The sequence below is a fragment of the Hydrogenophaga sp. UC242_53 genome, from assembly GCF_042696965.1.
Lineage (GTDB): Bacteria > Pseudomonadota > Gammaproteobacteria > Burkholderiales > Burkholderiaceae_C > Hydrogenophaga.
Map to the genome: position 1 here is coordinate 1,683,325 of NZ_CP170552.1, position 14,993 is coordinate 1,698,317.

Consider the following 14,993-nt stretch of genomic DNA (forward strand, 5'->3'; position numbering starts at 1 on the left):
CCATGCCACGACGGTCAAGCCAACATCTCAAGGAGCTTGAATATGCGCCTCACGACCAAAGGCCGCTTCGCGGTCACCGCCATGATCGATCTGGCCCTGCGCCAGAACAATGGTCCCGTCACGCTCGCGGCTATCAGCCAGCGGCAACAGATTTCGCTGTCCTATCTGGAACAGCTGTTCGGCAAGCTGCGCCGCCACGAACTGGTGGAATCCACCCGTGGCCCCGGCGGCGGCTACACGCTGGGCCGCAAGGCGGCCGACATCACCGTGGCCGACATCATCGTGTCCGTGGACGAGCCCATCGACGCCACCCAGTGCGGCGGCAAGGAAAACTGCCTGGGCGAAGGCCACCGCTGCATGACGCACGAACTGTGGGCGCAGCTCAACGCCAAGATGGTCGATTTCCTCGACTCGGTGTCCCTGCAGTCGCTGGTGGACGAGCAGCTCGCCAAGGGCGTGGTGGTGGAGAACGCACCCCTGATCAAGCGGGCGATTTCCAGCGCGCCGGTGGTCAAGCCGATCCGCGTGAACGCCCCCAACTCGGTCTTTGCCCTCGGAGGCGCCGCGTTCTCGAAATGAACCCGGCCTGACCGGGGCGCTCGACCCCGCCGCCACCTCTTTTCACCGACAAGCCCACGAACCGTCCTTCCATGAGCACTCCGCACTTCCCCATCTACATGGACTACAGCGCCACCAACCCCTGCGATCCGCGGGTGGTGGACGCCATGATTCCCTGGCTGCGTGAACATTTCGGCAACCCGGCGTCGCGCAGCCATGCCTGGGGCTGGGAGGCCGAGAAGGCCGTGGAGACCGCGCGCGAGCAGGTCGCCGCCCTCATCAACGCCGACCCGCGCGAAATCGTCTGGACCAGCGGCGCGACCGAGTCCAACAACCTCGCGCTCAAGGGCGCGGCGCAGTTCTACAAGACCAAGGGCAAGCACCTCATCACGGTGAAGACCGAGCACAAGGCCGTGCTCGACACCATGCGCGAGCTGGAGCGCCAGGGCTTCGAAGTCACTTACCTCGACGTGCAGGCCGATGGCCTGGTCGACCTGGAAGCCTTCAAGGCCGCGATCCGCCCCGACACCATCCTGGCCTCGGTCATGTTCGTGAACAACGAGATCGGCGTGATCCAGGACATCGCGGCCCTGGGCGCGATCTGCCGCGAGAAGGGCGTGGTCTTCCACGTGGACGCCGCGCAGGCCACCGGCCGGGTCGACATCGACCTCCAGACGCTGCCCGTCGACCTGATGAGCCTGACCTCGCACAAGACCTACGGCCCCAAGGGCATCGGTGCTCTCTACGTGCGCCGCAAGCCGCGCATCCGCATCGAGGCGCAGATGCACGGCGGGGGCCACGAGCGCGGCATGCGCTCGGGCACGCTGCCCACCCACCAGATCGTGGGCATGGGTGAGGCCTACCGCATCGCCAAGGCCGAGATGCACGAAGAGAACCAGCGCATCAAGGCCCTGCACGACCGCATGGTCGCGGGTCTCAAGGACGTGGAAGAGGTGTTCATCAACGGCCATGAAACGCGCCGTGTGCCGCACAACCTCAACATGAGCTTCAACTACGTCGAAGGCGAGTCGCTCATCATGGGCATCAAGGGTCTGGCGGTGTCGTCGGGCTCGGCCTGCACCTCGGCCAGCCTGGAGCCCAGCTACGTGCTGCGCGCCCTGGGCCGCAGCGACGAACTGGCGCACAGCAGCCTGCGCATGACCATCGGCCGCTGGACGACCGAAGAAGAAATCGACTACGCGATCGCCACCATCAAGGAAAACGTGGCCAAGCTGCGCGAGTTGTCCCCGCTGTGGGAAATGTTCAAAGACGGTATCGACCTGTCCACCATCCAGTGGTCAGCGCATTGAAGGAGAAGACACCATGGCTTATTCAGAAAAAGTTGTTGACCACTATGAAAACCCCCGCAACGTCGGCTCCTTCGAAAAGGGCGACGACTCGGTGGGCACCGGCATGGTGGGGGCCCCTGCCTGCGGCGACGTGATGAAGCTGCAGATCAAGGTCAACCCGACCACGGGCGTGATCGAGGACGCGCGCTTCAAGACCTACGGCTGCGGCTCGGCGATCGCCTCGTCGTCGCTGGTGACCGAGTGGGTCAAGGGCAAGACGCTCGACCAGGCCGCCGCGCTCAAGAACAGCCAGATCGCCGAAGAACTGGCCCTGCCGCCGGTGAAGATCCACTGCTCGATCCTGGCCGAAGACGCCATCAAGGCGGCGGTGGACGACTACCGCAAGAAACACGTCAACTGAGGAGCACCGCGTTCCCATGGCCATCTCGATTTCTGAAGCCGCCGCCAGGCACGTCAACCGCTACATCGCCAAACGCGGCAAGGGCGTGGGTGTGCGCCTGGGCGTGAAGACGACCGGCTGCTCCGGCATGGCCTACAAGCTGGAGTACGCCGACGAGATCGCGCCGGAAGACGTGGTGTTCGAGGACAACGGCGTGAAGGTGCTGGTTGATCCCAAGGCCCTGGCCTACATCGACGGCACGCAGCTCGATTTCGTGCGCGAAGGCCTCAACGAGGGCTTCCGCTTCAACAACCCGAACGAGCGCGACCGTTGCGGCTGCGGCGAAAGTTTCCGCATCTGATGCTGCGTTCCCCCACCAAGCCGCCCGTGCTGTCCAGTGCTGGCGGCTTTTTCACGCGATGAACCTGAATTTGCAATCGAACGACTTCGAGATCTTCGGCCTGAGCCCGCGCTTCGCGGTGGACCGCGCCTCGCTCGACGCGCGCTGGAAAGACCTGCAGCGCGAAGCCCATCCGGACCGCTTCGCCACCGCCGATGCCCAGACCCAGCGCCAGGCGATGCAGTGGTCGGTGCGCATCAACGAGGCCTACCAGCGCCTGAAGGATCCGCTCAAGCGCGCGGCCTACCTGTGCGAACTGCACGGCGCGCCGATCCAGGCCGAGAACAACACCGCCATGCCCGCCGCCTTCCTGATGCAGCAGATGCAGTGGCGCGAAGACCTGGACGAAGCCCAAGGCCAGGACGATCTGGAGCGCATGGCCGACGACGTGGCCACCGCGCGGCGCGCGATGCTGCAGGAACTGCAGACCACGGCCGACGACCTGCGGGACTGGCCCGCGCTGGCCCAACAGGTCAGAGCCCTTATGTTCGTTGAGCGCTTTGCCAGCGATGTGGAGAACCGGCTCGATCTGCTGGGACAATAGCCGGTTCCCCCTTATGAATGACCGTTGACCCATGGCGCTTCTGCAGATCTCCGAACCCGGCCAGTCGCTCGACCCGCACCAGCGGCGCGTGGCGGTGGGCATCGACCTGGGCACCACCCATTCGCTGGTGGCCGCTGTGCGCCACGGCGTCTCCGAATGCCTGCCGGCGGCCGATGGCCGCGTGATCCTGCCTAGCGTGGTGCGTTACCTCGATCCCGCGCAGGGCGGCTCGGGCCGGCAGATCGGCTTCGAGGCACTGGCCGCGCAGGTGCAGGACCCGGCGAACACCGTGAGTTCGGTCAAGCGCCTCATGGGCCGCCGCCGTGCGCAGGTGGCCGACGTGGACAAGCTGTCCTACACCGTGGTCGAGCAGGACGGCATGGCCGTGGTGGAGACCGTGGCCGGCCGCAAGACGCCGATGGAAGTCAGCGCCGAGATCCTGGCGACGCTGCGCTTTCGCGCCGAGGACAGCTTCGACGACGACCTGTATGGCGCGGTGATCACCGTGCCCGCGTACTTCGACGATGCGCAGCGCCAGGCCACCAAGGACGCGGCCCAGCTCGCGGGCATCAACGTGCTGCGCCTGATCAACGAGCCCACCGCCGCCGCGATCGCCTATGGCCTGGACAACGGCTCCGAAGGCGTCTACGCCATCTACGACCTGGGCGGCGGCACCTTCGACATCTCCATCCTGCGCCTGACCAAGGGCGTGTTCGAGGTGATCGCCACCGGCGGCGATTCGGCCCTGGGCGGTGACGATTACGACCAGGCGCTGGCCGCCTGGGTGCTGGCCCAGCAGGGCGTGAGTGCCGAGCTCAATGCCTCCGAGCGGGCCGCCGTGCATGCCGAGGCGCGTCGCGTGAAAGAGGCGCTGTCGTCGGCCGCGAGCGAGACCTTCCGCGCCAGCGTGGCGGGCCAGGCCATCGAACAAGCGGTCACGCCGGGCGATTTCGAGGCCTGCACCGCCGCGCTCACCGCGCGCACGATGACCGCGGTGCGCAAGGTGTTGCGCGACGCCGGCACGGCCAAGGACGAGGTGCAAGGTGTGGTGATGGTCGGTGGTTCGACCCGCATGCCGGTGATCCGCCGCACGGTGGGCGAGTTCTTCGGCACCGAGCCGCTGACCAACCTCAACCCGGACGAAGTGGTGGCGCTGGGCGCCGCCATCCAGGCCAACGCGCTTGCCGGCAACAGCCGCGACGGCGACCTGCTGCTGCTGGACGTGATCCCGCTGTCGCTGGGCATCGAGACCATGGGTGGCCTGGTCGAGCGCATCGTGCCGCGCAACAGCGCCATCCCCACCGCGCTGGCGCAGGACTTCACGACCTACCAGGACGGCCAGACCGCATTGGCATTGCACGTGGTGCAGGGCGAACGCGATCTGGTGGCCGACTGCCGCAGCCTCGCGCGCTTCGAGCTGCGCGGCATACCGCCCATGGTGGCCGGCGCCGCGCGCATCCGCGTGACCTTCACCGTGGACGCCGATGGCCTGCTGTCGGTGAGTGCGAAAGAGCAGGGCAGCGGCGTGGAAGCCCGCGTGGACGTGAAGCCCGCCTACGGCCTGAGCGACGAGCAGATCGCCGCCATGCTGCAGGACAGCTTCGCCACCGCGCAACAGGACATCCAGGCGCGCGCGCTGGTCGAGGCCCGCGTGGACGCCGACCGCATGATCGCCGCCACGCGCACCGCGCTGGCCGCCGACGCCGACCTGCTGCAACCCGCCGAGCGCCAACAGATCGACGACCTCATGGCGGCGCTGGCGGCCACCGCGCAGGGCGACGACGCCAACGCGATCGAGAACGCCACGACCGAACTTGCCAAGGCCACCGAGCCCTTCGCCGCGCTGCGCATGAACCGGGGCATCCAGCAGGCCCTGTCTGGCAAGAAACTCGAAGAAGTCTGAAAACACAACGTCCCCATGCCCACGATCAAGATCCTGCCCCATCCCGAATACTGTCCCCAGGGCGCCAGCATCACGGCGCCCGCGGGCACCTCGATCTGCGAAGCCCTGCTGGACAACAAGATCAACATCGAACACGCCTGCGACATGAGCGCGGCCTGCACCACCTGCCACGTGATCGTGCGCGAAGGCTTCAACAGCCTCAACGAGCTGGAAGAGACCGAGGAAGACCTGCTCGACCGCGCCTGGGGCCTGGAGCCCAACTCGCGCCTGTCGTGCCAGGCCATCGTGGCGCAGAAGGACCTCACGGTGGAGATCCCGAAGTACTCGATCAACCACGCGAAGGAAAACCACTGATGCGCCAGATCGTCCTCGACACGGAAACCACGGGCCTGTCGGCCGAGAACGGCGACCGCATCATCGAGATCGGTTGCGTCGAGCTGCTCAATCGCAAGCTCACCGGCAACAACCTGCACTTCTACGTGAACCCCGAGCGCGACAGCCACGAGGACGCGCTCAAGGTGCACGGCATCAGCAACGAGTTCCTGCGCGACAAGCCCAAGTTCGCGGCCATTTCCGACCAGTTGCTGGACTACCTGCGCGACGCGGAAGTGATCATCCACAACGCACCGTTCGACATCAGCTTCCTCAACAAGGAGATGGAGCGCCTGGGCCACCCGCCCATCACCACCATCCTGGGCCAGGTGACCGACAGCCTGGTGATGGCCAAGGAAATGTTCCCTGGCAAGCGCAACGGCCTCGACGCCCTGTGCGACCGCCTGGGCGTGGACAACTCGGGCCGCACGCTGCACGGCGCCTTGCTCGATGCCGAACTGCTGGCCGACGTCTACATCAACATGACGCGCGGCCAGGACGCGCTGCTCATGGACCTGGGCGATGCGCCGGGCGAGGACGGGCAGACCGAGGCGCTGGACCTGAGCCGCTTCGAGCTGCCGGTGCTGCTGGCCAACGAGCAGGAAAGCCAGGCCCACGAAGGGGTGCTGGCCGAACTGGACAAGGCGAGCAAAGGCAAAACCTTGTGGCGTTCGGTGCAAGCCGCCTGAAACGGCCCAAAAACCGGCTATAATTTGAGGCTTCCGAGAGATCGGTCAGATCAATCGGGCGGTTAGCTCAGTGGTAGAGCACTGCCTTCACACGGCAGGGGTCGCAGGTTCGAACCCTGCACCGCCCACCAGACAAGACGCTGGAGAAACAAGGACTTGCGAGAAATCGCCAGTCCTTTTTTCTTGCCTGTCAGCCAGGGTGGAGCAGCTTTTCGATGGCGTGGGCGATGGCCAGCAAGTGCGGGTCTTCACCGTGCCTGCCAATCAGTTGCAAGCCGGCCGGGAAGCCTTCCCGCGTCGGGATGGGCATGCTGATCGCGCATTGATCGAACACGTTGACGGGCCGGGTGTGGCGCCCGACGCGCCGGTTCCATTGCAAGGCCTCCTCCAGCGAGCGCAACGCGTTGCGGGGGCCGGGCAACATCGGGGTCGTGGCACCCATCCAGGCGTCGAATCCCGCCATCTGTGCTTGCGCCTGGCGCCGCCATTGCGCGGTGTGTCGCCGCAAGGCGTCCAGCTCCGCCGGGTCCATGTCGATTTCGGCTGCGGCGCGAGCGGCGGTCACCGGGTCGAGCGAACCGAGGCCGGCGCGCAACCGCTCTTTGCCCAACACCCGCGCGAACTCCGCCGGCATGAGCCGCGAGAACAGTGTCGCGACGTCCTCCGCTGCCGGAGGCTCGATGGGCGACACCACCACACCGGCCTTCTGCAGCCACTCGACGGTGTCGTCGAGCGCTTCCTGGACCGCTGCGTCCAAGGGCTCGCCATCGCGCTCGCGCAGCAGACCCAGGCGCAAGCCGAGCAGAGGGATGGCCAGAGCGCGTGGCGAAGGCTTGATCGCGTTCGCCACCGTGGCGCAATCGGCCACGCTCGTGGCCAGCACGCCCATCGAGTCCAGGGACGGTGCCGCTGGAAAAACACCCTCGGTCGACCAGGTGCCCCGGGTGCTCTTGTACCCGGCCACGCCGCACAGCGCCGCCGGCACCCGGACCGATCCGCCGGTGTCCGTGCCCACGGCGAAGGCGCACAGGCGCGCCGCCACGGCCACCGCCGAACCATGGCTGGACCCGCCGCACAGGCGGCGCGTGGCGGCATCCACCGGGTTCCAGGGGCCCGGGTCGTTCCAGTTGATCGTCGCCAGGGCGAATTCCGTGGAGACCGTCGTGCCCAGGATGACGCAGCCCGCGGCGCGAAGCGCGCGGACGAGAGGGCCCTCCGCCGGCAGCAGGTCGGCGACGGCTAGCGACGAGTTGACGCTGCAGCCCAGTCCCTGGACGGCGATGATCTCCTTGATGGCGATGGGCACGCCCATCAGGGGGCCACGGTCGTCCCCCTCGGACAGCGCCGCATCCAGGGCGCGGGCTTCCGCCAGCGCCTCCTCTGCCCTCACGCGGCGGAATGCCGCGAGTTTCGGCTGGCTTTGGGCGATGCGGGCAAGGTACCTGCTGCGTCGCCTGCTCACTCGTGACCGCGCCGCGCCGCAACGCCTCGCCGAACCCCTTGATGCCCTGAGCGAATGCGTCCACTCATTGCACCTTCACGTTGCCGGCCTTGGCAATGCCGCCCCATTTCTTCTGCTCGTCCACCATGAAGTGGCGGAACTCCTCGGGCGTGCGCTGCGTGGGTTCGGTGCCGGCGCCGCGCATCTTTTCCTGCACGTCGGGCGCTTTCAAGGCCTCGTTGATGGCCTGGTTCAGCTGCGCGATGACCTGGGGCGGCGTGCCGCGGGGCGCCATGAACGCGTACCAGCCGAGGTACTCCCGATCGTCCAGCCCCAGCTCCTTCGCGGTCGGCACGTTGGGCAGGGCCTCCACCCGGGTCGCGGAGGTCACCGCCAGCGGCAGCAGCTTGCCCGACTTGACGTGCGGCGCACCGGTGGACACCGCATCGACCATGATGGGCAGCATGCCGCTGATGACCGCCAGCTGCGCCTCGGGCGCGGTCTTGTGGGGGACGACGGTCACATCGAGGCGATGGCGCTGGCGCATGCCTTCGAAAACCAGGTGGTTGAGCGATCCGCTGGCGCCCATCGACAGATCGAGCTTGCCCGGGGCGGCCTTGGCCTGTTGAACGAAGTCGCCCAGCGTGCGGATCGGCCCATTGGGGTTCGCGACCCACAGCATGGCCGTCGTGCCCGCGAGCGCCACCGGCTCCAGATCCTTCATCGGGTCCATCGGCATGCGTTCGTAGATGGACGAGTTGATCGTGAGCGCGCCCGTCGAGGCGAACAGCAGGGTGTGGCCGTCGGCGGGTGCCTTGGCCACGAGGTCCATCGCGATGTTGCCGTTCGCGCCGACCCGGTTCTCGATGACGATGGGCTGGCCCAGGCTGGCCATGAGCTTGGGCGCGAGAAGCCGCGCGATCCACTCATAACCCCCCGGGGCGATCGGCGTGACGATGCGGATGGGCTTGCTGGGGTAGGCCGACTGCGCCGCCGCGCCATGGGCGGCAGCGGCGGTCAAGGCCACCACGAGGATCTTGGAGAGAAGCAGCTGGATCATGATGGGATGTCCTTTCGACGAAAGAGGGTCTGTGCGTCAGGTGCGGGTGATGTGGCCTTGCGCGTCCAGCTCGAAGCCGGCCTGGCGGGCGGTGTCGAGCACGTTTTTGGCCCACTCCACCTTGCCGGGGTCCGTGCCACTGAGGATCGCGAGGATGTAGGCCTCCTGGTCGCCGTCGTTGCGGAAGCCGCGCATGATGTGCGGCGGCACCGACACGGCATCCCATTGGCCCAGGGTCATCTCGTGCTCGCCGGTGTCGCCCCAGATGAGCGTCCAGGTGCCCGAGAGCGGGATGAAGACTTCGACGGTCTGGTGAAGGTGCAGGCCCGAGCCTTTGCCCGGCTGGGCCTTCACCAGGGTGACATGGAAGTTCTCCACGTCGGTGATCGGGATCTCCATGGACGCGTCTTCGCACACGCCCATGCCGATGATGTTGTAGTTCTCCCGCTGGTACTCGGGCAGCACCGCGTCGATCAGCGGCATCGTGCTCGGCACCAGCTGGTTGAAGAAGGCCACGCGTTTGAGCATCTGCTCGCGGGTGACGATGGGGTGGCTCATGATGGCTGGTTTCCTTTTCAGGTTGCTGCGTTGGAGGGGCGTGCGAGCTGTTCTTCGCTGATCGCCACGCTGTAGGGCACGTCGATGGACGCCATGCCGCTGTTCTGGCCGTCGACGCGCATGACGGCCGAGGGCACGGCGAAGGGCATGGGGTACGCGGTGTGTTCGAGCAGGGTGACCTCGTGGTGCCCGGCGATGCGCTCGATCACCGCCGGGCTGAGGCGGTGGTCGCAGAGCACCTGCGCCGGGTCCGAGGCATCGATCCGGGGCGTGTTGAACGCCTGCGCGAGGCTCAGACCGTGGTGGACCATGAAGGACAGCAACTGGATCACGGCGGGGGGGAATGTGCCGCCCGCCCGAGGCGCCGAGTGCCAGCCAGGGCTGGCCGTCGCGCGCCACCATCATGGGACAGGCGTTGGTCAGCGGCCATTTGCCCGGGCCGATGGAGTTGGGCTTGCCTGGTTCGGGGTCGAACCAGAACATGCCGTTGTTCATCAGGAGCCCGAGGCGTTCGAGCATGACGCGCGAGCCGAATCGCGCACCCAGGGTGTTGGTCAGCGAGACCATGTTGCCCTGCGCGTCGACGACGTTGAGGTGCGTGGTGCATTTGTCGCGCGGGCCGGTGTCGCCCAGGCTGGCGTAGCGTTCGGCCCAGCAGTCGCGCATCACCGAGGCGATGCGCAGGTAGTCGTCCGGCGTGGGCTGGCCGAGCCCGGGCGCGTGATCGTGAAGATGGCGTTCGAAGAAGCGCAGCGCGGTCGGTCCGCCATTGAGACCTGGGACCACCATCAGGCGCACGCCGGCGTGGTCGAGCGCCATCGGTTCGGCCACGCGCGCGCGGTAGGCCGCGAGTTCCGCCGCCGTCCAGGTCCGGCCGCAGGCGGCCACGTCGGCCAGGAGATCGCGGGCGATCTCGCCCTCGTAGAAGTCGCGGTAGCCGCGCTCGGCCAGGCGCCGCAGCATCGCGGCGTCGCGCGGGTTGCGGATGGCGTCGACGCCATCGGCTTCCTCCACCGTCGGTGCGTAGTGCCCGTCGCGCAGGAACACGTCCCGGGTGCCGGGGAAGCGCGCCAGGCCACGGGCTTCCGTGCCGATGGCCAGGGTCGTGTACCAGTTCACCGGCCAGCCCCGCTCGGCCAGTTCAACCGCCGGCGCCAGGGCGCGGCGCCATTCCCAGGTGCCGAAACGCTCCAGCGCCTGCCCGAGCCCATCGATCGCCCCGGGGATGAGCATCGACGTGGGCCCCGACATGTTGCGGCCGCCCTCGACCCGGGGCCAGCGGAAGGTGCCGAAGCGTTCCTTGCCCGGGAGGAGGGGGTAGTCGCGGGCATCGATGTCGGACGCCGATTTCATCGAGAAGTCGATCGCGTGGCAGCGGTTCTCGCTGGCCTGGTGGACGAGCATGCAGCCACCCCCGCCCAGCCCGCTGGACCAGGGCTCGACCACATGCAGCGCACAGGCGGCCGCGACGGCCGCATCGACCGCGTTGCCGCCTTCCGCGAGCACGGTCGCGCCAATCTCCGCCGCGCGGGCGCTGGCCGCCACCACGATGCCCTTGCGCGAGGTGTTGACCTGCTTGTTCAGCACCCAGTGCTGATTCATTTCACCGATTTCCAGCCGCCGTTTGGACATTCGACACTTCCCGTTGAGTTGCAGACAGCGCCACGGGTCAGCACCCGCGGCACGCGCAGTCTAGAAAACAAAATCCATTTAGTCAACCATCCGGATGGTTGGTTAAAAACCAAGATGTCGAATCTGCATAATCGAAACCATGGAGAGCCCCAACAAGTCCCCAGCGCCGCTCATCTCGGCGAGCCGGTCGCGCGAACCCTCCGATGGCAAGCGGAACGCGGAGCGAACCAAGAGCAATCTGCTGAACGCTGCCTACGTGGAGTTCTCCGAGAACGGTTTCCAGGGCGCCCGGGTGGACGCCATCTGCAAACGCGCCGGCGTCAGCAAGCAGATGCTCGCCCACCATTTCGGGTCGAAGGAGGCCCTGTTTGTCGAGGTGCTGGAGCGGGCCTATCTGTCCTTCCGGATGCACGACGAAGACGTGGAGCTCTCCAGCGGCGGGCCGTTCGAGGCGGTGGAGCATCTGGTTTTGAGCACCTTCGACCATGTGCAGAAACACCAGGAGCTCATCCGGCTGCTGTCCGACGAGAACATGCACAACGGGCGCCACATCCAGCAGTCCACCAAGCTGCGGGCGCTGTACACGCCCCTCATCGAGAAGGTCGCGGCCATGCTTGAGCGGGGCGAGCGCGCGGGCCTGTTCCGCCCGGGCGTGGATCCCTATCAGTTCTACATCTCGATGACCTCGCTCATCTTTCTGTTCTTCTCGAACAACCACACCCTGAGCGCGGTGTTCGACCGGGATTTTTCAACGCCAGAGGCGGTGGCTGAGCGCCGCCGGCATGTCGTTGAATTCGTCCTGGCCGGTCTGCGGCGCTGAGGGCCACGGCGCGCCGGTGCCCCTGGCGAGCGCCCGAACTTGCGGGCTTTTCTGCGTTTATTCCCGGCTTTGGCGGCCCGGGCGAGGCGTAGATTCACCGGAATGTACAAGTCGCTTCCTCTGGATGCCATCGCCCTGCAGCAGCCGGTTCCCGTGAACGTGTGGGACCCGAAGGGCGTGCTGTTGCTGCGCAAGGGGGAAGCGATCACCTCGGAACAGCACCGGGGGCTGCTGATGCTGCACTCGCCCGTGGTGCTGGAGGCCGACTGGCGCGCCTGGTCGTACAGCTACACCACCGAACTCGACCGCATGGTGCGCGACAACGCGCCGCTCAACCGCATCGCGGGTGTGAGCCATGCGGTGGAGGTGCCCCATGTCGAGGCACGCGAGGAGGCCGGGCCGGTGGAGCTCTGGGCCGACCTGCACGCGTCGCTCAACAGCCTGTTGCACCAGGGCACGGCCGCCACCCAGTTCTACGACAAGCTCGAGCGGCTGGCCGCGCGTGCGCAGCGCCTGTGGCACTCGACGCCGGACGACTGCCTGTTGGTGTTGGTGCAATTGCTCTTCGATGCCCGCATGGGCTACAGCGCGACGCACGCGCTGCTTTCCGCGGGCCTGTGCGCGCTGGTGTCGCCCTCCACGGGGGTGTCGCCCGCCGAGCAGGCCACGCTGTTCCGCGCCGCGCTGACCATGAACATGGGCATGACGCGCACGCACGACGCGATGGCCCGCCAGACCGGTCCCCTGACCGACGCCCAGCGCCAGACGGTGCGCGAGCACCCCTTGCGCAGCGCGGCGATGTTGCGCGAACTGGGTGTGGCGGACGCGCTGTGGCTGCGCCTGGTGGAAGAGCAGCACGAGCGGCCCGATGGCAGCGGTTACCCGGCGGGCAAACCCGTGGCCGACCTCGCGCAGCGCCTGCTGCAGATGGCCGACGTGTACGTGGCCTGCATCAGTCCGCGCATGGGCCGGGGCGGCCTGCTCTCGCAGCAGGTGGCGCGCGAGCTGTACCTCGGGCCCGATCAGCAACCCGACGCGCTGGGCGCGCTGTTCGTCAAACACATCGGGTTCTATCCGCCGGGCAGCTATGTGCGCCTGGCCAGCGGCGAGGTGGCCGTGGTGACGCGGCGCGGCGCCAAGGCGAATGCGCCGCAGGTGTTCGCCATCGTCGGGCGCCAGGGCATGCCGCTGGGCGAGCCGACCTGGCGCGACACGCAGGACCCGGCCCACGAGATCAAGGCCAGCCTGCCGCCGGGCGACGTGCGGGTGGTGGTGAACGTGCCGCGCCTGCTGAGCAGACGCTAGGGATCAGTTCCTCAACGCGTCGCAGCGCGACCCGCAACGAAAGAAGTGCACCCTCCAGAGGCATCAAGGGTCCGGCTGCGCCGGCCCGAGATGCCGTTCCCCCTCGAAGCGCCGAAGGCGCGCCACGGAGGGGGGAAGCCGCGCAGCGGCGCAGGGGGGTGTTTCATATCACTGCGGCAGGTACATCGTGGCCTCCACCTCGACGAGCACCTCGTCGCCGGGCAGGAAGCGCGAGACCTCGACCACCGTGCTCACCGGCGGCTCCCCCGGAAAGAACAGGCCGCGCACCCGGTTGTAGGGCGCGTAGTGGGGCAGGTGGCGGAAGTACTGCACCAGCTTGACCACGTCGGACATCTTCCCGCCGTGTTCCTCGGCGAGCTGGCGGATGCGGTCCAGCACGAACCAGCTCTGCGACACGATGGGCGCCTCGAACACGTCCACCGACATCTGGCCGGTGACGAAGCCCTGCTTGCGCAGGGCGGCCAGCGCCTTGGTGGGGATGTCCTCGTAGCTGCTCACGGTGCGTCGCTTGGCCGGGTCCACGGCCACGACGCCGCTCATGAACACGAAGTCGCCGACGCGTTTGGCGGCGGCGTAGTGGGCCATGGGTTTGCCTGTGCTCATGTGGTGTCTCCGGTGCAAGGGTGGGTGGCTCAGTCGGGCAGGCCCCAGGCGCGCATCTTCCCGGGGTTGAGAAGGCCGGCCGGATCGAAGCGCTTTTTCATGTCGATCACGTTCTGCGGCAGGTCGCCTCCGACCTTGCCTTCCTCGATGATGAAGGTGTGCGGGTTGTTCACGCGGATGCCGTTGTCGCGGAAGATCTGGATGATCTCGTTGAGGCGTTCTTCCGTCGTGAAGCGCACCAGCGGCAGCGAAGTGCAGGTGGTGAAGCCGTCCATGCTGCGCAGGAACTCGACGTGCATCAGCACCTCGTCGCCGAACAGCTCGCGGATGCGGCGCACCTGGTCCAGGTGCTTGCCCGGCGTGAACGTGGTCTGCAGGTAGGTCAGGCCCTTGTCCACCTTGAGGGCGTTGAGCGTGGTGTGGTTCCAGCAGTACTCGGCCAGCGTGTGGTGCTGGGCCCGCACCTCGTCGGCCGTGCGGCGGTAGGTGACCTGGCCGCCGTTGGCGGTGATCACCTGCAGGGCCGCGGCTTCCGAGAACTCGGCCACCAGCAGCAGCGCGGCGTGGCAGCCCTTGGGCAGGTATTCGGCCAGCGGCACCATGTAGGCGGGGATGGGGTCGGCCAGCAGGGCGATGTTCTTCTTCACGATGCCGGGCGCGTGCGCCAGCGCGTTGCCGAAGTCCAGCGCGCGGTCGGCGTCGTCGAAGGTGACGATCATCTCCATCCAGTCGTGGGCCGGGGCCAGCGCCATCTCCACTTCCAGCACCAGGCCGTTGGTGCCCCAGAGGTGGTGCATCAGCAGGGCTTCGGGGCCGCGCAGTTCCACCACCTGCGGCTCGGCCTCGATGCTCATCGCGCGGATGCCGAGGATGTTGCCGGCCGCGCCGATCGGGCCGTAGTTGATCGAGCCCACGCCGCCGAAGCCGCCGCTGAACAGGCCGCCGAGCGAGGCGCTGCGGAAGGTCGAGGGGATGCAGCGCAGCTCCCAGCCGGTGGGGCGCGCGGCGTTGTCGAACTCGGCCAGGCGGATGCCGGCCTGCGCGCGGCCCACGCCGGGGCGCGACCACAGGAAGGCGTTGTAGCCGCTCATGTCGAGGATCACGCCGCCGTGCAGCGGGGTGGACTGGCCGTAGTTGCCGGTGCCACTGCCGCGCACGGTGAGCGGGATGCGGTGGCGCGCGCAGGCCGAGGCCACCTGTCGGATCTCGTCCTCGGTGCGGGGCTTGACGACGATGTCGGCGCGCTTGCCGAGCAGCTGGCGCTTGAGCACCGGGCTGAACCAGGAGAAGTCCTGCGAGAGGCGGCCGATCTTGAGGGGATCGGTGATCCAGTCGAGGCCGGGCAGTTCCTGCTGGATTTGTTCGATGGAGGTGCTGGAAACGGTCATGGCGTGTGGT

At 67.4% G+C, this 14,993-nt stretch carries 15 protein-coding genes and 1 tRNA gene; 11 read left to right on the forward strand and 5 right to left on the reverse strand.

Features of this window, described 5'->3' with window-relative positions:
• The first annotated feature begins 42 nt into the window (after positions 1 to 42).
• The 9 genes from iscR to ACFJI0_RS08740 all read left to right on the forward strand — a co-directional run bounded on the left by iscR (position 43) and on the right by ACFJI0_RS08740 (position 6,286).
• Positions 43 to 579, forward strand: a complete 537-nt coding sequence (gene iscR, locus ACFJI0_RS08700; RefSeq protein WP_066272853.1) for a Fe-S cluster assembly transcriptional regulator IscR — start codon at positions 43 to 45, stop codon at positions 577 to 579.
• Between the two features lie 71 nt (positions 580 to 650).
• Positions 651 to 1,868: an IscS subfamily cysteine desulfurase gene (locus tag ACFJI0_RS08705; RefSeq protein WP_382158559.1), complete on the forward strand. Its 1,218-nt coding sequence runs from the start codon at positions 651 to 653 to the stop codon at positions 1,866 to 1,868.
• 13 nt (positions 1,869 to 1,881) lie between these two features.
• Positions 1,882 to 2,268, forward strand: coding sequence for a Fe-S cluster assembly scaffold IscU (gene iscU, locus ACFJI0_RS08710; RefSeq protein ID WP_382324333.1), 387 nt, complete (start codon positions 1,882 to 1,884; stop codon positions 2,266 to 2,268).
• Positions 2,269 to 2,284: 16 nt separating this feature from the next.
• Positions 2,285 to 2,608: an iron-sulfur cluster assembly protein IscA gene (gene iscA, locus ACFJI0_RS08715; RefSeq protein ID WP_066272849.1), complete on the forward strand. Its 324-nt coding sequence runs from the start codon at positions 2,285 to 2,287 to the stop codon at positions 2,606 to 2,608.
• A 64-nt stretch (positions 2,609 to 2,672) separates the two neighbouring features.
• The gene (gene hscB, locus ACFJI0_RS08720) at positions 2,673 to 3,191 is read left to right on the forward strand and encodes a Fe-S protein assembly co-chaperone HscB (protein WP_382325578.1); all 519 of its coding nucleotides are present in this window, start codon (positions 2,673 to 2,675) and stop codon (positions 3,189 to 3,191) included.
• 31 nt (positions 3,192 to 3,222) lie between these two features.
• Positions 3,223 to 5,094, forward strand: a complete 1,872-nt coding sequence (gene hscA, locus ACFJI0_RS08725) for a Fe-S protein assembly chaperone HscA (protein ID WP_382324334.1) — start codon at positions 3,223 to 3,225, stop codon at positions 5,092 to 5,094.
• 15 nt (positions 5,095 to 5,109) lie between these two features.
• Positions 5,110 to 5,448 (forward strand): ISC system 2Fe-2S type ferredoxin, encoded by a 339-nt coding sequence (gene fdx / locus ACFJI0_RS08730; protein WP_382158553.1) that lies wholly within the window; start codon positions 5,110 to 5,112, stop codon positions 5,446 to 5,448.
• Positions 5,448 to 6,155, forward strand: a complete 708-nt coding sequence (gene dnaQ / locus ACFJI0_RS08735; RefSeq protein WP_382158552.1) for a DNA polymerase III subunit epsilon — start codon at positions 5,448 to 5,450, stop codon at positions 6,153 to 6,155. Before fdx ends, dnaQ begins: the two co-directional genes overlap by 1 nt.
• 56 nt (positions 6,156 to 6,211) lie before the next feature.
• Positions 6,212 to 6,286, forward strand: a tRNA-Val gene (locus ACFJI0_RS08740).
• A gap of 59 nt (positions 6,287 to 6,345) precedes the next feature.
• On the opposite strand, the gene ACFJI0_RS08745 is transcribed toward ACFJI0_RS08740, so the two are convergent.
• The 3 genes from ACFJI0_RS08745 to ACFJI0_RS08755 form a co-directional block, all read right to left on the reverse strand.
• Positions 6,346 to 7,617, reverse strand: coding sequence for an amidase (locus ACFJI0_RS08745; RefSeq protein WP_382324335.1), 1,272 nt, complete (start codon positions 7,615 to 7,617; stop codon positions 6,346 to 6,348).
• 64 nt (positions 7,618 to 7,681) lie between these two features.
• On the reverse strand, positions 7,682 to 8,656 hold the full coding sequence (locus ACFJI0_RS08750) for a Bug family tripartite tricarboxylate transporter substrate binding protein (protein ID WP_382324336.1): 975 nt from the start codon (positions 8,654 to 8,656) through the stop codon (positions 7,682 to 7,684).
• A 36-nt stretch (positions 8,657 to 8,692) separates the two neighbouring features.
• A complete protein-coding gene (locus ACFJI0_RS08755; protein ID WP_382324337.1) occupies positions 8,693 to 10,816 on the reverse strand; it encodes a gamma-glutamyltransferase in 2,124 nt (707 codons plus the stop codon).
• A gap of 169 nt (positions 10,817 to 10,985) precedes the next feature.
• On the opposite strand from ACFJI0_RS08755, the gene ACFJI0_RS08760 reads away from it, so the two are divergent.
• Positions 10,986 to 11,666, forward strand: coding sequence for a TetR/AcrR family transcriptional regulator (locus tag ACFJI0_RS08760; RefSeq protein ID WP_382324339.1), 681 nt, complete (start codon positions 10,986 to 10,988; stop codon positions 11,664 to 11,666).
• A 102-nt stretch (positions 11,667 to 11,768) separates the two neighbouring features.
• Positions 11,769 to 12,971 carry an HD-GYP domain-containing protein gene (locus tag ACFJI0_RS08765; RefSeq protein ID WP_382324341.1) on the forward strand — a complete coding sequence of 401 codons (1,203 nt, stop codon included), beginning with the start codon at positions 11,769 to 11,771 and terminating at the stop codon, positions 12,969 to 12,971.
• 168 nt (positions 12,972 to 13,139) lie between these two features.
• Here the strand turns inward: ACFJI0_RS08765 and ACFJI0_RS08770 are convergent, their stop codons facing one another.
• Together ACFJI0_RS08770 and ACFJI0_RS08775 are read right to left on the reverse strand one after the other, a co-directional pair.
• Positions 13,140 to 13,595: a RidA family protein gene (locus ACFJI0_RS08770; RefSeq protein ID WP_382324343.1), complete on the reverse strand. Its 456-nt coding sequence runs from the start codon at positions 13,593 to 13,595 to the stop codon at positions 13,140 to 13,142.
• A gap of 29 nt (positions 13,596 to 13,624) precedes the next feature.
• Positions 13,625 to 14,983, reverse strand: a complete 1,359-nt coding sequence (locus tag ACFJI0_RS08775) for an FAD-binding oxidoreductase (protein WP_382324345.1) — start codon at positions 14,981 to 14,983, stop codon at positions 13,625 to 13,627.
• Positions 14,984 to 14,993 lie beyond the last annotated feature (10 nt).